The organism is Candidatus Methylomirabilota bacterium (genome assembly GCA_036002485.1).
GTDB lineage: Bacteria > Methylomirabilota > Methylomirabilia > Rokubacteriales > CSP1-6 > AR37.
Window position 1 is genome coordinate 1 of the sequence record DASYTI010000219.1, and the last position, 18,113, is coordinate 18,113.

An 18,113-nucleotide genomic window follows, 5' to 3' on the forward strand; every position below is an offset into this window, starting at 1 on the left:
AAAGGCTTCGAGGGTGACCGGGCCCGCCTCCAGGTCGGGTGCCAGAGCCTGGACGGCCTGCCGGGTGGCCATGAACTCCTCCGAGGCCGCCACCAGCTCCTCGATGTTCTCGAGCCGGGCCTCGGCCTCGGCCGTCCGCTCGGCTTTGAGCATGTCGCGATAGCCGGAGAGGGCCGCGACCTCGTCGATCAGGGCCGGCACGGCCAGACTTTCGCGGAGGGCGCCAAGCTTGGCGATGAGCTTTCCGAAATCCTCGAGGGCCCGTCGCGCCTTGGCCGTCAGGTCGGGCGAGGGCGCCGCGCTGGCCGTGAGCAGCGAGAGGCCGCGCGCCCGGGCACTCTCGGCGAGCCGGTCGAGCGTGGCCTTGCCGATCCCACGGCTCGGCGCCGCCACCGCGCGTCGGAAGGCGACATCGTCCAGGGGGTTGACCACCAGACGCAGATATGCGAGGAGGTCCTTGACCTCGCGCCGCTCGTAGAAGCGCACCCCGCCCACGATGACGTAGGGGATGCTGGCCCGGCGCAGCGCATCTTCCAGGACGCGGGATTGCGCATTGGTGCGATAGAAGACGGCCACGTCGCGATAGTCCGCCCCTGCCGCGTGCTGCGAGCGGATGGTCTGGGCCACCCAGCCCGCTTCCTCGTTCTCGTCCCAGGCGCGGTAGACCTGCGCCCGGTCGCCCTCGGCATTCTCCGTCCACAGACGCTTGTCGCGCCGCGCGGCATTGTGGGCGATGACGCCGGAGGCGATATCCAGAATGCGCTTGGTCGAGCGATAGTTCTGCTCGAGGGGGACGACCAGGCAGTCGGGAAAGTCCTTCTCGAAATCCAGGATGTTCCGGAGATCGGCGCCCCGCCAGCGGTACACGGACTGGTCGGGGTCTCCCACCACGCAGAGGTTGCGGTGGGCCTCGGTGAGGAGCTGGACGATGCGGTACTGCGCGCGATTGGTGTCCTGGTACTCGTCCACGAGCACGTGCGTCCACAGGGTCCGGTACCACTCCCGCGCCTCCCGCGAAGTCTCGAGGAGTCGGACGACGAGGAGGAGCAGATCATCGAAATCGACGCCTCCCGCGGCCTTGAGCCGTTCTTCATAGACGCGATAGAGCTGGGCCATGCGCTCCTCGCGCGGAGTGCGGGCCAGCCGCTCGACCTCTTCCACGGCGAGCATGTGGTTCTTGGCGTGGCTGATGCGGTGGACCACCGAGGCGGGCGTGGTCTGGCGCTCGTCCATGTCGAGCTCGCGCATCGCCTCCTTGACGATGGTGAGCCGATCGTCCTCGTCGTAGATCACGAAGGAGGGGGGCAGGCCCACGAGGGCGGCGCGCGCGCGCAGGATGCGCACGCACGTCGAGTGGAAGGTGGCGATGAGGGGGGGCCGGATGCCCGCGGGCACGACCAGATCCTCCACGCGCCGACGCATCTCCCCCGCCGCCTTGTTCGTGAAGGTGACGGCGAGGACGTGGCGCGGGTCTATGCCTTCGACGCCGAGAAGCCACGCGATCCGGTGGGCGATCACCCGCGTCTTGCCGCTGCCCGCGCCGGCCAGGACCAGCACGGGCCCCTTGGTCGCCTGGACGGCTTGACGCTGGACGGGATTGAGCGAGGCAAGGATGGTCTCGGGAGCGACGGTGCCGCGCATGGAAGCTCACGATATCACAGGGGCGGCCGCGCCGCCCCGCTCCGCTCCGCTCAGACTAGACGTGCGTACTGGGCCAAGTTGCGAGCCAGATTTACCCAGCCCTCGCCTCGGCCTTCGCCCTCAGCTCGAAGAACCACGCCCGAGGGAGCCTGCAACGCGAGGCGTACCGTATGTACGTTGAGCGTTGCAGGCGACCGAGAACGTGGGATTTCGAGCTGAGCGGCCCAGCCGCGAGGCGAGAGCTGAGTAGAGTTGGCGAAGTAAATTGGCCCAGTACGCTACTCGACGGTGACGGACTTGGCGAGGTTGCGCGGCTGGTCGACGTCGCGGCCGAGGCGAACCGCGAGATGGTAGGCCAGGAGCTGGAGGGGCACGGCCATGATGATGGGGGAGAGGAGCTCGGCGGAGACGGGCACGGTGAGCACCCGCGAGACGCGCGCTACGATCTCCCGATCGCCCTCGTGGGCGAGGGCGATGACGCGCCCCTCGCGCGCGCGCACCTCCTCGATGGTGCCCATCATCCGATCGTACGAGCCGTCCCTCGGGGCGAGCGCCACCACCGGCATGCCGTCGTCGATGAGGGCGATGGGCCCGTGCTTCATCTCCCCGGCGGGGTAGCCCTCGGCGTGCAGATAGGAAAGCTCCTTGAGCTTGAGCGCGCCCTCGAGGGCCATGGGGTAGTGAATGCCCCGCCCGAGGAAGAGAAAGTTCTTGTAGCCGGCGAGGTCGCGGGCCAGCTCCGCGATGGCCGGCTCGCTCTCGAGGACGCGCTCGAGGAGGCGCGGCAGCTCGAGCAGGCCCTGGATGTGCTTGCGGCCATCCTCGGCCGGAATGGCCCCGCGCCGGCGGCCGAGCCAGAGGGCCAGGAGGTAGCAGGCGGTCAGGGTCACCGTGAAGGTCTTGGAGGAGGCGACGCCGATCTCGGGCCCCGCGTGCGTGTAGAGCAGCCCCGTGGACTCGCGGGCGAGGGCGGAGCCCACCACATTGGTGATGCCGACGATGGGGGCGCCCTTTTCACGCGCCGCCTTGACGGCGCCGAGCGTGTCCGCCGTCTCGCCAGATTGGGACAGCGCGACCACCAGCGTCTCGGGGCCGAGCACGGCGTCCCGGTAGCGGTATTCCGAGCCGAGGTCGACCTCCGCCGAGATCCCGGCCAGCCGCTCGATCAGGAAGCGCCCCACGAGCGCGGCGTGGTATGAGGTGCCGCAGGCGACCAGGACCACGCGCTGCAGTCTCTCCACGATCTCGGGATCGAGCCCGATGTCCGGCAGCACCACCGTGCCGCCCTCGGGGGAGACGCGGCCGCGGAGCGTGTCGGCCACCGCCCGCGGCTGCTCGTAGATCTCCTTGAGCATGAAGTGGCGGTATCCGCCCTTCTCCGCCAGGATCGGGTCCCAGAGGATGCGGGTGGGCGTGCGCGACACGGGCGCACCCGCGAGGTCGGTGATCTCGACTCCGTGGCGGGTGATGACCGCCACGTCGCCGTCTTCCAGGATCACCACGTCGCGCGTGTGGGCGAGCAGGGCGGGGATGTCGGAGGCGAGGAGCGTCTCTCCCTGCCCGAGCCCGACCACCACACTGCCCGCGCCGTGCTTGGCCGCCACCAGCCGGTCGGGCGTCTGCTTCGACAGCACCCCGATGGCATAGGATCCCGAAAGCTCGCGGAGGGCCCGGCGCACGGCCTCGTCGAGCCTCGGGGTATCGTGAAGGTGGCGCTCGATGAGGTGCGCGATCACCTCGGTATCGGTCTCCGACGTGAACACGTGTCCTTCCGCGGCCAGCCGCTCCTTGATGGGCAGGTAGTTCTCGATGATGCCGTTGTGCACGACCACGAGCGTGCCCGAGCCGTCGGTGTGCGGGTGGGCGTTGTCATCGGTGGGCCGGCCATGCGTCGCCCAGCGCGTGTGCCCGATGCCGATGCTGCCCTTGACCGGCCGCTCGCGCAGGATGCCCTCCAGCACCTTGATGCGGCCGGCCGCGCGCCGCACTTCGAGCCCCGCGGCGCCCAGCACGGCGATGCCCGCCGAGTCGTAGCCGCGGTACTCGAGACGCTTGAGGCCGTCCACGATGAGCCCCACCGCGTCCTTGTCGCCGATATAGCCGACGATGCCGCACATGGCTCAGGCCTTCCCCTCCGCCTTGCTCTTCTTTCCTTGTCGCTTGCGCGTGGCCCAGCCTTCGCGAATCTCTTGCTTGCCGCGCGCCACCGCGAGCGCCCCCGGAGGCACGTCCTTGGTGATCACGGAGCCCGCGCCGACATAGGCGCCCTCGCCGATGGTGACCGGGGCCACCAGGCTCGAGTTGGTCCCCACGAAGGCCCCGGCCCCGATCACCGTCTCGTGCTTGTGCACGCCGTCGTAGTTGCACGTGATGGCGCCCGCCCCGACGTTGGCGCCGGCGCCCACCGTCGCGTCGCCGACATAGGAGAGATGCGGCACCTTGGCGCCGCGCCCTATCCGCGACTTCTTGAGCTCGACGAAATTGCCGATGCGGGCGCCCACGCCGACGTGCGAGAGGGGCCGGAGATGGCAAAAGGGGCCGAGCTGGGCCTCGGCCTCGACGAGAGCCTCGGAGAGCACGCAGTACGGCCGGAGGGTGACGCGATCGCCGATGCGACTGGCGCTCACGTGACAGCCCGTGGCCACCGTGCACTCGGCCCCGATGGTCGTGGCGCCCTCCAGGATGACGCCAGGATAGATCACCGTGTCGGCGCCGACCGTCACCGTATCGTCCACGTAGGTCGCCGACGGATCCAGGATGGTCACCCCCGCGGCCATGAGGCGATCGAGCGTGCGCCGCCGGAGGACGGCCGCCACCTCCGCGAGCTGGCTCCGATCGTTGATGCCGAGGCATTCCCGGGGATCCGTCGCCTTGACCGCTTCGATGGTCGCCCCGCTTCGGGCCAGGATACCGATCACGTCGGTCAGGTAGTATTCGCCCTGCTCGTTCTGGGGCACGACCTGGCCGAGAGCGGACCAGAGAGACTTGGCGTCGAAGCAGTACACGCTGGTGCCGATCTCGTGGATGGCTCGCTGAGCGGGCGTGGCGTCTTTGTCCTCGACGATGCCCACGGGGCGGCCACCCTCACGGATGACTCGACCATAGCCCGTGGGATCCGGCAGCTCCGCCGTGAGCAGAGTGGCCGCCGCCCCCGTCTTCCCGTGATGCTCGACGAGGGCCTGGAGCATCTCCCGCGACATGAGGGGCTGATCCGCCGGCAGGACGAGGACGGCGCCCTCCCCGCAGGCGCCACGCGTCTGGAGCACCGCGTGCCCGGTGCCGAGCCGCTCCTTCTGCTCGACGTAGACGAGATCCTGCGCCTCGCCCACGGTGGCCCGGACCTCGGAAGCTCCGCGCCCGATGACCAGGACCACCTGCGCGCCGAGGGCGCGGCCGAGCCGCACCGGATAGTCGATGAGCGGGCGGCCGGACACGCGGTGAAGCGCCTTGGGAAGCTTCGAGCGCATGCGCTTCGAATCGCCGGCCGCCAGGATCACCGCAGTGAGCACGCTCATGACCGTGAACTAGGTTAGCACGGGGCGTGCCAAGCATCGGAGACCCCGCACGGTGGGCTGCAAGTGACGGGTTGACGAGACCTTATCGACCGCCGTCGACATGCCAAGGGGTATGTGGGGGATCACCGAGGACGAAGATGAGACAGGATCCTGACAATCCTGGTGGGTAGAGGAGACGCGAGCTCCACCAGCTCGCCCGTGACGGGATGGAGAAACGACAGCCCGGCGGCATGGAGCGCCACGCCCTCCAGACCCCGCACGAGCTCCTCGGGCAGCGTCTCGCCGGACCGCGCGCGACGGCCGCCATAGGTCTCGTCACCGAGGAGGGGGTGGCCCATCGACGCCAGATGCACCCTGATCTGATGCGTGCGCCCCGTCTCGAGCCGGCACTCGAGAAAGGTCGCGGTCCGAAAGCGCTCGAGCACGTGAAAGCGGGTGACGGCCCGCCGGCCCGTCCCCTCCCGCGCCACCGCCATACGCACTCGCGACTTGGGATCGCGGGTGAGCGGGGCGTCGATCACGCCGTCCTCTCGCCGGATCACGCCGTAGGCGAGGCAGAGATACCGCCGCGAGACGGTGCGGCGCTGGAGCTGCGCGGTGAGCGAGTCATAGGCCTGAGGCGTCTTGGCCAGCGCGATCAGCCCCGAGGTGCCCTTGTCGAGTCTATGCACGATGCCGGGCCGCCGGGGACCGCCCACCCCCGCCAGACCCGGCGCATGCGCCAGGGCGGCGGCGGCCAGTGTTCCCGAGCGCGCGCCCGCGCCCGGATGCGTCACCATACCCGCCGGCTTGTCCACGACAAGGACGTGGTCGTCCTCGAAGACAATGGTCAGGGGAATCGCCTCCGGGACCATCTCCTCGGGCGGGGGAGGCGGAATCTCGGCCTCCACCCGCTCTCCCGGACGGAGCCGGCGCGAGGCCTTGAGGGCGGGCGCATCGTCGACGCGGATGCGGCCCGCATCCACGAGCGCTTTGATGCGGGTGCGCGAGAGATCGGGCAGCCGCTCGGCGAGCCAGAGGTCGAGGCGCCGGCCCGCCTCGGCGCGTTCGACGGTGGCCGCCACGCGTCGGGCGGCCGCGCCCGTCATGCGCGCGGGGGCGAGGTCATCAGCATGCGCAGGGCCAGGAGGGCCACCCCCACGCTGATGGCGGAGTCCGCCACATTGAAGGCGGGCCAGTGCCAGCCGCGCCAGTAGAAATCGAGGAAATCCACGACGGCCCCGAAGCGCGCCCGGTCGATGAGGTTGCCGGCGGCTCCGCCGAAGATCAGTCCCATGGCGATGGCCGCCGGTTTCCCGCCATCCGGCAAGAGCCTCACCGCGAGAGCGGCGAGCACGCCCAGTGCGCCCAGAGACAGGACGGCCACCACCCACCGCCACGTCGGCGGCACCGCCGAGAGCATGCCGAAGGCCAGTCCGGGATTCATGATGAGCGTGAGCGAGAAGAATCCGTCGATCACCGGGAGGGGAACGCCGGAGGGCAGGCGGGTAAGGGCCAGCCACTTGGCCACCTGGTCGAGGATCACGACGATCCCCGCCAGGGCCGCCACGAGCTTCATGCGCGCGCGCGCACCACCGGCAGGCAGCGCCCGCACAGCGCCGGGTGGGCGGGATCGGCGCCCACGCCCTCGCTCCAGGTCCAGCAGCGCTCGCAGCGCTTCCAGCCGAGGGCGGCGGCGGGGATGACCTCGAGCACGAGCCCGGGAATGTCCTGGCCCTCGTAGCGGGTGACGCTGTCCGCGGGCGGGGCGGCGCTGAAGCGCACGGCCGACACGTTGAACAGGGTGGCGAGGAGCGCGTCGCCCTTGGTCTCGAGGAGCGGCCGCCACTCCTCCTCCGGAGCCGAGACGATGAAGACCACCGCGTCCACGGCCTTGCCGATCCGCCCCTGCTGGCGCGCCGCCTCGAGGGCCCGCGAGACCTCGCCGCGCACCTCGAGCAAGCGCTCCCACTCCCCGCGCAGCCGCTCGTTGATCCACTCCCCGCGCTCCTCGGGAAAGGTGACCAGATGCACGCTCTCGGGCTTGCCGCGGCCCGGGATGTGCGACCACACCTCGTCGGCCGTGAAGGTCAAGACGGGGGCCAGGAATCGCGCGAGGGCCGTGAGGATCTCGAAGCACACGGTCTGCGCCGCGCGACGCTTGGGATCGTCCGGAGCCGACACGTACAGCCGGTCCTTGATGATGTCGAGATAGAGAGCCGAGAGGTCCACCGCGCAGAAATTGTGCGCGGCGTGGAAGACCACGTGGAATTGATACTCCTCGTAGGCCCGCCGCGCGCGCGCGATGAGCTCGCCCAGGCGCAGGAGGGCCCAGCGATCGAGCTCCTCCATGCGGTCGTAGGAGACCCGATCGCGCTCGGGATCGAAATCGGCGAGGGTGCCGAGGAGGAACCGGCAGGTATTCCGGATGCGTCGATAGGCATCGGCGAGCCGGTTGAGGATCTCGTCGGAGAGTCGGACGTCCTCGGCATAGTCTTCGGCCGCGACCCAGAGACGCAGCACGTCGGCCCCGAACTTCGGCATGAGCTCGTCCGGGGCGATGTTGTTGCCCTGGGACTTCGACATCTTCCGGCCATCACCGTCCACCACGAATCCATGCGTGAGCACGGAGCCGTAGGGCGCGCGGTCGCGAGTGCCCACCGCCTCGAGCAGCGAGGAGTGGAACCACCCGCGGTGCTGGTCCGAGCCCTCCAGATACATCTCGGCCGGCCATCTCAGCTCCGGACGCTTCTCGAGCACGGCCGCGTGGCTGCAGCCCGAGTCGAACCAGACGTCCAGAATGTCGGTCTCCTTGCGGAACTCCCCCCCGCCGCATTTTCCGCAGGCCGTGCCCGCGGGCAGCAGGTCCTTGGCATCCCGCGCATACCACTCGTCGGCGCCCGTTCCCGCTTCCATGATGCCGGCCACGTGCTCCACCACGGCCTGGTCGAGCAGCAAGGTCTCACAGCCCGCGCAGTAGAAGGCCACGATGGGCACACCCCACACCCGCTGGCGCGAGATCACCCACTCGGGCCGATGGGCGACCATGTTGTAGATCCGCTCCTCGCCCCACGCGGGGATCCAGCGCACATGGTTCCGGATGGCGTCGAGGGCCCGCTGGCGCAGCCCGTTCTTGTCGAGCGCGATGAACCACTGTTCGGTCGCGCGGAAGAGCGTCGGGTTCTTGCACCGCCAGCAATGCGGATACGTATGCTCGACGACCACCTGGGCGACCAGGGCGTTCCGCGCGCGCAGGAGGTCGATGATCTTCGGATTGGCCTCCCACACCGTCATGCCCGCGAAGACCGCCACCTCGGGCAGGAAGCGCCCGTCGTCGTCCACGGGGTTGTAGATCTTGAGTCCCGCCTTGCGCCCGAGCTCGTAGTCCTCCTCGCCGTGACCGGGGGCGATGTGGACGAGCCCCGTGCCCGTGTCCATGGCCACGAAGTCCGCGCCGAGGACGGGCACCTCGCGATCGATCCACGGATGCCGCGCCACCGAGCCCACGAGCGCCTCACCGGGGAGGGCGACGTCGGTCGGCCGCGTCCGTCCCTGGAGACCCGGGAGGGCGGAGAAGGCCTCGGCGAGCGGGCGCGCCACCACGAGGGCCTCGCCGTCCACCTCCAGCGCCGTATAGGTCGCCCCCGGATGGACCGCGATGGCGAGGTTGGCGGGAAGCGTCCACGGAGTCGTGGTCCAGATGACCAGAGACGCGCGCCGGTTCCCCAGAGCTCGCTTCAGCTCAGCCGAGGGCGAGACGAGCGGGAACTTGACGTAGACCGAGGGCGTGGTCTGCTCCTCGTACTCGACCTCGGCCTGGGCCAGGGCCGTCTTGCAGTACATGCACCAGTGCACGGGCTTGAGGCCCTTGTGCACGAGACCGCGTCCGACGAAGCGCCCGAACTCACGCACGATGGTCGCCTGGTAGGCCGGCGCCATGGTCCGGTATGGATCCTCCCAGTCGCCGAAGATACCCAGGCGCTTGAACTCCTCGCGCTGGATGTCGATGAACTTGGCGGCGTACTCGCGACAGCGCCGCCGCTTCTCGATCGGGTCCATGGCCTGTCGCACGTCCACGCTCGCCGTGTCGAGGCCGAGCTCCATGTCCACCTGGTGCTCGATGGGCAGCCCGTGGCAGTCCCAGCCCGGCACGTACGGCGAATTGTGTCCCAGCATGCTCCGGGACTTGACGACGAAGTCCTTCAACACCTTGTTGAGCAGGGTGCCCATGTGGATGTGGCCATTGGCATAAGGTGGGCCATCGTGGAGGATCCACAGCGGGCGCGTGGCCGACGCCTTGCGCAGACGTCCATAGATGTCCATCTCCTCCCAACGCTTGAGCATGTCGGGCTCGAGCTTGGGCAGATTGGCCTTCATGGGGAAGGACGTCTTCGGAAGGTTCAGGGTGTCCTTGTAGTCCATTGAGGTCAAAACGTAACACCGATAGGCGTTTAGGGCAAGGAACGCCCCTCGGGCTACGCCCAAAATTCTGCCGACAGAGGCCGCTCGGCGCCTTTCGTGGCGGCGCACAATCCGCCGACACAGGTTCCTCGACGTCTTTCGTGGCGGCGCACAATCCGCCGACATCGGCCTCTCGATGTCTTTCGTGGCGTCCACTCAGAGGTTCTCCGAGGTAAGCCGACCTTCCCCCGTGAGGGGGACATCATGAACCGTGAAAACGTGAAGCCAATGCAGAGCACCCGGGCCACCTGGGGTCTCTTCCTGTTCTTGGGATTGCTGATCTTCTCTGGTTGCGCCTCGGTGGGATCAAGCTCCCAGTCCGCCGGTCAACCGATGGTCTTCCAGAAGGGGCAGGTTGCTCCGCAGGCGTATCTCTCGTCCGTCATCGTCGTCAAGGGCGGCTGCCAGCCCTTCGGTGCGGCCTGCACCATCGCCGGTCCGACGGGCGCCACCATCATCCTGCCGCGGGTAGAAGGCATGCCGGAGTGGCTGTACGAGGTCTTCGCCCACGAGATGTGCCACGCGCTGGCCGGGGTGAAGGGGCACACGGGCAAGGCCGACCCCTGTCACAACGAAGACGGCGGCGTCATCCGCGCCCACGCGGCCCAGGTAGACCTGACAAGCTTCCGCCCCCGCTAGCAGGCGGGCTGAAAAAGGCCCATCTGCGGCGATGAGCGCTTGCGCGAAGAGACCCCCTGCTCAATCAAAGTGATTCGCCGCCAAGTGACTCAATGACGGCGCCCTCGGTCGCACGCTCAACGTACAGAGAGTACGCCTCGCGTGCGGATCGACTCAGCCCTCGTCTCGCGTCGGCCAGGGGCCGGCGCTCAACTCGAAGGGCGGGGCGCCGCCTCGCATCTGGACCTTTTTGAGCCGCCTGCGCAGTAGGCGGAGAGCGTAATCAGGCGGGGCGAAGCTGCCTCAGACCTTCGGTCTGCTTGGCCTTGCAGGCTGGACAGATGGCATGCGTGAACTGCAGGCCTGAGCGCTTGCCCAGATAGCTCTCCACCTTCTCCCAGAAGTTTCCATCGCTCCGGACCTGCCGGCACCACGCGCAGATGGGAATGAGGCCCTGGAGCTGCTGGACGTGGGCGAGCGATTCCTCGAGGGCGAGGATGCGATCGGCCAGCTGCTGCTGCAGGGTCACCATCCGCACTCCGACGGAGACACGGGCCCGCAATTCCTCGGCCTCGAACGGCTTCGTGATGTAGTCGTCCGCTCCGGCTTCGAAGGCCGTCACCAGGTCGTCCATCTGGCCTCTCGACGTCAACACGATGAGGTAGGTGGGGACGGCCGCGCCCGCCTCTCGGACCTTGCCGCACACCTCCAATCCCGTCATCTTGGGCATCATCCAGTCCAGGATCGCGAGGGAGGGAGCCTCCGGGCTGCTCAAGATCTGCCAGGCTTCGGAGCCGCTGGCCGCCGCCACCAGCTCATGGCCTGCCTTGGCGAGGATCACCTCGAGCATGCGGCGCGTGAGCCGATCGTCGTCGGCGATCAGGATCTTCACCGGGTCCGCCTCACAGACTCTTCCAATCGAAAGAGCTGAGAAAGGCGGCGGCCCTCGTGATCTCCAGCTCGAAGGCGTCGCAGACAGTGGCCGCTTCCCCGAGCTGGCCGGCCCGGCCCATGGTCTCGAGCTCTCCGGCCAGCGCGAGCGCCTTCTCGGCGCAAAGGACCCCGAGCGGACCTCGCAGGCTGTGGGCCGACCGGAACGTCTCCTGACCGTCGCCGCGCCGGATGGCCGCCGTCAGGAACGCCACACGCTCTGACAGATCTTCCAGGAAGGTGTCGACCAGCTCTTTCAGGAGATCCTTGTCGCCTTCGACTCGGCCGAGGGCGAGCGACATCCGCACCGGCGCGTCGTCCACCTGTCCCGCGGTCCGCCCCGGCATCTCGCCCTCCCATGAGTCGAGCAAAGAGAAGTTGGATTGGCCCATGGAGATTGTGCACTGCCGGTGCCAAGCTCGACTCGCCAGGGTTATTGATGAGTTCGCCGACTCGGTCGACGGACCTTGACGGAAGGCGGCACGACCGGTGACGAGGAATGCCACTTCCGTCAGCTCGTGACGGCCGGGCTCTTCTTCAGCCGCCTGCTCAGCAGCGGGTGACGTGAGCGGAGACGGCGAGCCAGGTCCCGTTGCGGCGCGCCCAGATGTCCGTGTAGCGGCCGGCGCCGGGTTGGCCGTCGGGACGCGCGTAGGTGGTGCGGGCGTGGATGATGGCGATGTCGCCCATGAGGCGGATGTTGACGTCGTGGGCCTGGAGGTTCGAGATCTTCACGGGCTGCGCCGTCTGCTTCAGGAAGGCCTCGCGATCGATGAGGGTGCCGTTGGGATTGGAGCACAGGAAGTCCTCGGCCAGGATCTGGTCGAAGCGGCGGACGTCGCCGGCCTGCACGGAATTGATGTAGTCGCGGTTCAGAGTCTGCAGGACTTCGAGATCTGACCGGGACGCGGTGGTGGTGGCCATCTGATCTCCCTCCAGCGCCTCGCTACCGTTTGGCGGCAGGCGGGCGGCGAATCTCCTCGATGGCCCGCGCGTAGCCCGAGCGGAGCACGGCCGTGTCCGAGGAGTAGTTGACGATGGTGGCGCCGAGGGCGATCATCTCGCGCACGCCCTCCACGCTGTCGATGGCCATGGAGACCACCTTGCCGTGCTTGCGCGCGGCCTCGGCCAGACGGACGCGGTAGTCGCGCAGCGCGTCCTTCTGGGCGGGCGTGCCGAGCACGCCCAGGTCCTGGGCCAGATCGGTCGGCCCGATGGTCAGCGCGTCGATGCCCGGCACCGAGGCGATCTCGTCCAGCCGCTCGAAGGCCTTCTTCGTCTCGAGCATGGCCGTGACGTGCACGCGCGCGTTCGCGGTCGCCATGTGCTCGCCCGGCGGTGACGTGCGGTACTGCGTGTGGGGGCCGAAGCCGTACATGCCGCGCTCGCCCAGGGGGGCGTAGCGACTGCACGCGGCCACGGCCGCCGCCTGCTCCGGCGTGTCGATCTGCGGGATGTGAAGGTTCCACACGCCCGCGTCGAGCAGCCGCGTCACCCACTCACGATTGCCTTCGGGAGGACGCACCACCATGGGAAAGTCGAGCGCGCGCGCCAGCGTCGCCATGTCGGCGACCGTCTCCATCGAGAAGGGCGAGTGCTCCATGTCGACGCGGACGAAGTCGAGACCCGCCGCCTGGAGCAGGGTGAGCACGGCGGGTGTCCGGATCATGGTCACCCACGTGCCAATCTGCACCTCGCCGCGCTCGGCGCGGGAGCGATACTTGTTTTCATTCATGTCTCTGGCCTCGCTTGTTCATGAACGCACCCGGGTCCTGTACTCCCCCTGATCCACTCAGCCCTCGCCTCGCGGCTGCGCCGCTCAACTCGAACTGCGGCCCGCTCCCCCGCGACGGGGGAGAGGGATAAAAACAGCCTCGCCGTGCTGCACTCGTCTTTCCGATCCCTCTCCCCCATTGGGGGAGAGGGCAGGGTGAGGGGGAGCGCCTGCTCACCCACAATCTAGTCTAGGGCCCTAGCTCACCCCGTCACCGCGCCCGCGACGATGGCCGCCTTGCCCTCGACGCGCTTCGCCGTCTCCGGCAAGCTACCGCGCTCGTACTCGGTACGCAAGGCCGCCGAGAAGAAGGGTCACTTGTCAGGAGCCGCAGAGGCAGGAGAGAATCACGCCCGTCGCATCATATTCCGACCGGAGCCGAGGCAAAGGGACATGAGAACTGGTGCGGAGTACCGAGAGGCCTTGCGAGATGGGCGCAGGGTCTATGTCATGGGCGAAGGCTTGATCGAGGACGTCACCGTGCATCCGGCCACCCGCGCCATGGTGGACGAGTACGTCGCCTGGTACGACCGCCACTTCGACCCCGCCTGGCAAGACATCGTCCTCGCGCCGCCCGACTCAGAGGGCAAGCGCGCGCCGTGGGCCTACGCGTTGCCGACGAGCGCCGCCGATCTACGCGCCATGGGTCGGTGCTACTCCGCCACCACCTTCCTGAGCGCCGGTAACATCACGCACACGCCGGCCTACGGCAACCTCATCGCGCTCGGCATCCTCGACGCCGTCCAGCAGCGGTTCGTCTCACGCGAGCAGATCGTCAACATCTCGGAATACCGCCGTCTGATCGGCCGGACCGGACGGTTCCTCACCTTCTCGGCGGGCGCCGCCACCATCGGCTATCGCTTCCGCGAAGACCCGGCCGAGCGCGTCGCCCTTCAGGTCGTGCGCGAGACGGATGCCGGCCTCGTGCTTCGCGGCAAGGTGGGCATGCACACGAGCCCGGCCTACGCCGAGGATGTCTACGTCGGCGCCCACTGCGGAGTGGACCGCGGTCCCCATCGCGCCACCTTCATCGTCCCCGTCAACGCGCCTGGGGTCACCATCCTCTGCCGCAAGATCTCCGCGCGGCATCAGAACCCGTTCATCGCCCCCCTCAGCAGCCGCTACGATGAGCTGGACGGCCAGATGTGGCTGGAAGATGTGTTCATTCCCTGGGAGCGGACGTTCCTGATGGACCCCTCTCCGGATGTCATGGCCTCGTGGCTCTTCTGGCATCAGCTCTACTGCTGGCTCTCGAAGGCGGAGTTCACGCTCGGGCTCGCCCTCGCCTGCGCCGACGCCATGGGGCTGAAGGAGCACGAGCCCACCATCGAGTACCTCGTCGATCTGATCGTCGACGTGCAGACCGTCCGCACCTGCCAGACCGCGGCCGAGCTCGACCCCGAGGTGACGGCCGAGGGCTACTGCATCCCCGGCCGGGGCCACATCGCGGCGGGCAGCATCGCGATCCAGAAAGCGCGACAGCGCATGGCGGAGATTCTTCGCATTCTCCCGGGCTCCTCGCTCGTGGTCGCGCCGTCGGACAAGGACCTGACGGCGCCCGAGGTCGGAGCAGGTCTGGAGGAGTCGTTCAGCGGGGGCGGCTATACGGCGCTCCAGCGCTCCGCGTTGCTCCAGATGGCCTCGGACCATATCGCGTCCGCCCTGGACGGTCGCGAATCGGCCTTCGAGCTTCACGCCAACGGCGGCATCCCGGCCTGGCGCGGGCGGCTTCGCCGCTACTTCAGCCGCTACAACGAGCTGGCCAACGCCGTCTTGCGCTCGCTGAGCCTGGAAATGCCGGACGTCAACTTCGACAGCATCCGCGCCATTCCCCTCGCCCCGCGGCGGCCGATCACCCCGCCCCCCGGCGCGAGCCCTCGTCAGTATCCCTCTCCCCCATCGGGGGAGAGGGGAGGGTGAGGGGGCTAGCAGTACCACCCGTGAAACCGTCGCCCAGGCTGCTACACTACGCGGCGGCCGCCGATCTTCGTCGCGCCGCGAAAGGGGATCTCCATGAGGAATGTGAAGGCATCGCTGCTCGTCGCTCTGGCCGGCCTCGTCATGGCCGCGACCCAGCCCGCCCTCGCCCAGACCACCACGCTCACGATGTCGTCGTGGGTGTCGCCTCAGCATCACCTGACGGGCGTGGTGCTGCAGGGCTGGGCGAACGAGGTCGAGAAGGCCACCAATGGGCGCGTCAAGTTCCAGATGCTGCCCAAGCATCCGTCGGCGCCGCCCGGCACTTTCGACGCGGTGAGAGACGGCCTCGTCGACCTCTCGTACGTCACCGCGAGCTACACGCCGGCCCGCCACATTCTGCCCCTCATGGCGGAGCTGCCCGGGGCCGGCGAGACGGCCCTCATCAACTCGGTCGCCTATTCTCGCATCTACTGGAAGCACTTCGACAAGGTCGGCGAGTACAAGGGCGTGAAGCTCCTCGGAGTCTTCACGCACGGGCCCGGGCAAATGTTCACCAAGCGGCCGGTGGCCGGCATCAATGACATCCAGGGTTTGAAGATCCGCACGGGCGGCGGTATCGCGGAGGCGGTGGCCAAGGCCCTCGGCACCTCCGCCTTCGTCAAGCCCGCCCCCGAGTCCTACGAGCTCCTCAGCTCCGGCGTCGCCGACGGAGTGTTCTTCCCTCTGGAATCCATCGTCTCGTTCAAGCTCGACACGGTGCTCGAGCAGGCGACGCTGTTCCCGGGCGGGATGTACAGCTCGGCCTTCGGCTTCTTCATGAACGAGGACAAGTGGAACAAGCTGCCCAAGCAGGATCAGGAGGCGATCGCGAAGCTCTCCGGCGAGCACATCGCGCGACTGGCCGGCGCCTCCTGGGACGAGGCCGACCGGAAGGGCATGGAGGCGCTGAAGAAGTCGGGCGTGAAGATCGTCAACGCCAACCCCGAGCTGGTGGCCGAGGTCAAGAAGCGCTCCGCTCCGATCGTCGACGATTGGATCACCAAGGCCAAGGCCAAGGGCGTGGATGCTCCCAAGGTGCTGGCGGAGTTCCGGGAGGAGCTGAAGAAGGTCGCCGCCGGGAAGTGACCACGTCCGCGCCGAAGTGGAAGCGCCACGCCGACGCGCTCCTCGGCGTGGTCGCCGCCGCGATTCTCTTCGCCATGATGGCCCTCACGGTGGTGGACGTGGTAGCGCGCTACGTCTTCAGCCGCCCGCTGCGGGGTGCCTTTGAGATCACCGAGCTGATGCTGCTCGTGCTGATCTTCGCGGGGCTGCCCCTCGTCTCCTTCGCCGACGAGCACGCCGTCATGGATTTCATCGACCGCCTCCTCGGCCCGCGCTCGCAGGGCTGGCTGGAGCGCTTCGTCCAGCTCGTGAATGGCGCCTTCATGCTCCTGCTCACCTGGCTCGTGTGGCGCAAGGCCGACCGCATCTGGGCCTATCGGGACGCCACCGACGTGCTCCGCATCGTGTACGGGCCCTTCGTGTACTTCATGGCCGTCACCCTCGCGCTGGCCGGGGTGATCCACCTGTACAAGGTGATCGAGCGCCGGTGATTCGAGAGATCCTCACGTGATCGAGGGCCTGATCGGCCTCGTCGTGATGATGCTGCTGTGCTGCCTGCGCGTGCCTATTTCGTTCGCCATGGCCATCGTGGGCTTCGTGGGCTACGCCTACATGCGCGACTGGAACTGGGCGGTGGCTTCCGCCACCGTCCAGACCAAGCTCTACGAGACGGGGCGCAACTACACGCTGTCGGTGGTCCCGCTGTTCATCTTGATGGGCAACTTCGTCACGCGCGCGGGCATGTCGCAGGAGCTGTTTCGCGCCGCCTACGCCTTCATCGGGCATCTGCGCGGCGGGCTGGCCATGGCCACCGTCTGGGCCTCCGCGGGCTTCGGCGGGATCTGCGGCTCCTCCATCGCCACCGCGGCCACCTTCGCGAAGGTGGCCTACCCGTCCATGAAGCGCTTCGGCTACTCGGACCGGCTCGCCGCAGGTGTCGTCGCGGGGGGCGGCACTCTGGGTATCATGATCCCGCCGTCAACCATCATGGTGATCTACGGCGTCTTCACCGAGACCAACATCGGCAAGCTGTTCGCCGCGGGGATCCTGCCCGGGATCCTCGGGGCCATCCTCCTCTGCGGGGCCGTCCAGTACATGACCTGGCGCGATCCCCGATCGGGCCCGCCGGGCGAGCGCTCGAGCTGGGGGGAGCGCCTGCTCGCCCTCAAGGATGTGTGGGCGGTGGCCGCGCTCTTCTTCTTCGTGATGGGCGGCATCTACATCGGCTTCTTCACGGCGACCGAGGGGGCGGCCATGGGCGCCTTCGGGGCCATGATCTTCGCCCTGTGGCGCCGGGCGCTCACCTGGCGGACGCTCTACGCCGCCTTGCTCGAGAGCGCGCGCACCACCTCCATGCTGTTCATGATCCTGATCGGCGCGCTGATTTTCGCGGAGTTCGTGAACATCACGACGATGCCGAACGACCTCAAGAGCTGGGTCACGCGCTTCAACGTGAGCCCCACCATGGTGGTGGCGGCCATCTGCGGGGTCTACGTGATCCTCGGCACGGCCATGGAAGAGCTGTCGATGATCCTCCTCACCATTCCCGTCTTCTTCCCGGTGATCGTGCACCTGGGCTTCGATCCCATCTGGTTCGGCATCATCATCGTGTGCGTGGTGGAGATCGGCCTCATCAGCCCGCCCGTGGGCATGAACATGTTCGTGCTCCGAACCCTGATCCCCGAGGTGAGCACGGCAACCATCTTCAGCGGCGTCTTGCCCTTCATGTGGGCCGACGTGATCCGCCTGGCCATCCTGGTCGCCTTCCCCATCATCTCGCTCTGGCTACCCAGCATGATGCGCTGACGGCCTCATCCCTCTCCCCCAGTGGGGGAGAGGGCAGGGGGGTCGGGCCCGATCAGGCGCTTATCGAAGCTGGCGCGAAACGGTCTAGTGAAAGGCGCAATCGGTGCAGGCGCACGGATGAACAACGACCGCATTCTTCCCATCGGCCCAGGGCAGTAACGACATCACTGGCTCCTTGAAAGAAACCAGCGCACTGGTCGCTACCTCGGCCGGGCCGCTCTCGTCGCCCCCTCACCCTGCCCTTATATGATGGAACCGCAGCATCGAGCAGCGGCGGTAGAGTTCACGGTGCCCGTGGGACGAGGACCCCACCCTGCCGATCCCGTGGAGGATCTGGGAGAGACTGTCCCGCTCGCGAGGCGAAC

General features: G+C 68.1%; 15 protein-coding genes. 5 read left to right on the forward strand and 10 right to left on the reverse strand.

Translation table 11 applies throughout. The annotated features are described in order from the left end of the window. The 6 genes from VGT00_19530 to ileS all read right to left on the reverse strand — a co-directional run. On the reverse strand, positions 1 to 1,641 hold a 1,641-nt coding region (locus tag VGT00_19530), incomplete at its 3' end, for a UvrD-helicase domain-containing protein (GenBank protein HEV8533622.1). Between the two features lie 278 nt (positions 1,642 to 1,919). After that, positions 1,920 to 3,758 carry a glutamine--fructose-6-phosphate transaminase (isomerizing) gene (glmS, locus tag VGT00_19535; GenBank protein HEV8533623.1) on the reverse strand — a complete coding sequence of 613 codons (1,839 nt, stop codon included), beginning with the start codon at positions 3,756 to 3,758 and terminating at the stop codon, positions 1,920 to 1,922. Positions 3,759 to 3,761: 3 nt separating this feature from the next. Next, entirely contained in the window at positions 3,762 to 5,156 is a 1,395-nt protein-coding gene (gene glmU, locus VGT00_19540; protein HEV8533624.1) for a bifunctional UDP-N-acetylglucosamine diphosphorylase/glucosamine-1-phosphate N-acetyltransferase GlmU, read from the reverse strand. A 122-nt stretch (positions 5,157 to 5,278) separates the two neighbouring features. Continuing rightward, positions 5,279 to 6,244, reverse strand: a complete 966-nt coding sequence (locus tag VGT00_19545; GenBank protein HEV8533625.1) for an RluA family pseudouridine synthase — start codon at positions 6,242 to 6,244, stop codon at positions 5,279 to 5,281. Beyond that, positions 6,241 to 6,714, reverse strand: coding sequence for a signal peptidase II (gene lspA / locus VGT00_19550; protein HEV8533626.1), 474 nt, complete (start codon positions 6,712 to 6,714; stop codon positions 6,241 to 6,243). The genes VGT00_19545 and lspA overlap by 4 nt, the downstream gene beginning before the upstream one ends. Then, the gene (gene ileS / locus VGT00_19555) at positions 6,711 to 9,557 is read right to left on the reverse strand and encodes an isoleucine--tRNA ligase (protein ID HEV8533627.1); all 2,847 of its coding nucleotides are present in this window, start codon (positions 9,555 to 9,557) and stop codon (positions 6,711 to 6,713) included. The genes lspA and ileS overlap by 4 nt, the downstream gene beginning before the upstream one ends. Positions 9,558 to 9,800: 243 nt before the next feature. Between ileS and VGT00_19560 the strand changes: the two genes are divergently transcribed. Further along, positions 9,801 to 10,235, forward strand: a complete 435-nt coding sequence (locus VGT00_19560) for a hypothetical protein (GenBank protein ID HEV8533628.1) — start codon at positions 9,801 to 9,803, stop codon at positions 10,233 to 10,235. Positions 10,236 to 10,497: 262 nt separating this feature from the next. On the opposite strand, the gene VGT00_19565 is transcribed toward VGT00_19560, so the two are convergent. The 4 genes from VGT00_19565 to VGT00_19580 all read right to left on the reverse strand — a co-directional run bounded on the left by VGT00_19565 (position 10,498) and on the right by VGT00_19580 (position 12,879). After that, positions 10,498 to 11,106, reverse strand: coding sequence for a response regulator (locus VGT00_19565; GenBank protein ID HEV8533629.1), 609 nt, complete (start codon positions 11,104 to 11,106; stop codon positions 10,498 to 10,500). A 10-nt stretch (positions 11,107 to 11,116) separates the two neighbouring features. After that, positions 11,117 to 11,491: an Hpt domain-containing protein gene (locus VGT00_19570; GenBank protein ID HEV8533630.1), complete on the reverse strand. Its 375-nt coding sequence runs from the start codon at positions 11,489 to 11,491 to the stop codon at positions 11,117 to 11,119. A gap of 202 nt (positions 11,492 to 11,693) precedes the next feature. Further along, a complete protein-coding gene (locus VGT00_19575) occupies positions 11,694 to 12,068 on the reverse strand; it encodes a nuclear transport factor 2 family protein (GenBank protein HEV8533631.1) in 375 nt (124 codons plus the stop codon). 22 nt (positions 12,069 to 12,090) lie between these two features. Continuing rightward, positions 12,091 to 12,879 (reverse strand): aldolase/citrate lyase family protein, encoded by a 789-nt coding sequence (locus VGT00_19580; protein HEV8533632.1) that lies wholly within the window; start codon positions 12,877 to 12,879, stop codon positions 12,091 to 12,093. A gap of 432 nt (positions 12,880 to 13,311) precedes the next feature. Here VGT00_19580 and VGT00_19585 point away from each other — a divergent pair, with 432 nt between their 5' ends. The 4 genes from VGT00_19585 (at position 13,312) to VGT00_19600 (ending at position 17,748) form a co-directional block, all read left to right on the forward strand. Beyond that, positions 13,312 to 14,838 carry a 4-hydroxyphenylacetate 3-hydroxylase N-terminal domain-containing protein gene (locus tag VGT00_19585; GenBank protein ID HEV8533633.1) on the forward strand — a complete coding sequence of 509 codons (1,527 nt, stop codon included), beginning with the start codon at positions 13,312 to 13,314 and terminating at the stop codon, positions 14,836 to 14,838. A 93-nt stretch (positions 14,839 to 14,931) separates the two neighbouring features. Further along, complete coding sequence (locus tag VGT00_19590) at positions 14,932 to 15,963, forward strand: TRAP transporter substrate-binding protein (protein ID HEV8533634.1); 1,032 nt, start codon at positions 14,932 to 14,934, stop codon at positions 15,961 to 15,963. Further along, positions 15,960 to 16,433 carry a TRAP transporter small permease gene (locus VGT00_19595; GenBank protein HEV8533635.1) on the forward strand — a complete coding sequence of 158 codons (474 nt, stop codon included), beginning with the start codon at positions 15,960 to 15,962 and terminating at the stop codon, positions 16,431 to 16,433. Before VGT00_19590 ends, VGT00_19595 begins: the two co-directional genes overlap by 4 nt. A 16-nt stretch (positions 16,434 to 16,449) precedes the next feature. Continuing rightward, a complete protein-coding gene (locus VGT00_19600; protein ID HEV8533636.1) occupies positions 16,450 to 17,748 on the forward strand; it encodes a TRAP transporter large permease in 1,299 nt (432 codons plus the stop codon). Positions 17,749 to 18,113: the final 365 nt, after the last annotated feature.

Excerpts from the sequence above, each read along its gene's own strand:
- glmS (HEV8533623.1), bottom strand. The coding sequence starts at position 3,758 with ATGTGCGGCATCGTCGGCTATATCGGCGACAAGGACGCGGTGGGGCTC.
- glmU (HEV8533624.1), bottom strand. The coding sequence starts at position 5,156 with ATGAGCGTGCTCACTGCGGTGATCCTGGCGGCCGGCGATTCGAAGCGC.
- VGT00_19545 (HEV8533625.1), bottom strand. The coding sequence starts at position 6,244 with ATGACGGGCGCGGCCGCCCGACGCGTGGCGGCCACCGTCGAACGCGCC.
- lspA (HEV8533626.1), bottom strand. The coding sequence starts at position 6,714 with ATGAAGCTCGTGGCGGCCCTGGCGGGGATCGTCGTGATCCTCGACCAG.
- ileS (HEV8533627.1), bottom strand. The coding sequence starts at position 9,557 with ATGGACTACAAGGACACCCTGAACCTTCCGAAGACGTCCTTCCCCATG.
- VGT00_19560 (HEV8533628.1), top strand. The coding sequence starts at position 9,801 with ATGAACCGTGAAAACGTGAAGCCAATGCAGAGCACCCGGGCCACCTGG.
- VGT00_19570 (HEV8533630.1), bottom strand. The coding sequence starts at position 11,491 with ATGCCGGGGCGGACCGCGGGACAGGTGGACGACGCGCCGGTGCGGATG.
- VGT00_19575 (HEV8533631.1), bottom strand. The coding sequence starts at position 12,068 with ATGGCCACCACCACCGCGTCCCGGTCAGATCTCGAAGTCCTGCAGACT.
- VGT00_19580 (HEV8533632.1), bottom strand. The coding sequence starts at position 12,879 with ATGAATGAAAACAAGTATCGCTCCCGCGCCGAGCGCGGCGAGGTGCAG.
- VGT00_19585 (HEV8533633.1), top strand. The coding sequence starts at position 13,312 with ATGAGAACTGGTGCGGAGTACCGAGAGGCCTTGCGAGATGGGCGCAGG.
- VGT00_19590 (HEV8533634.1), top strand. The coding sequence starts at position 14,932 with ATGAGGAATGTGAAGGCATCGCTGCTCGTCGCTCTGGCCGGCCTCGTC.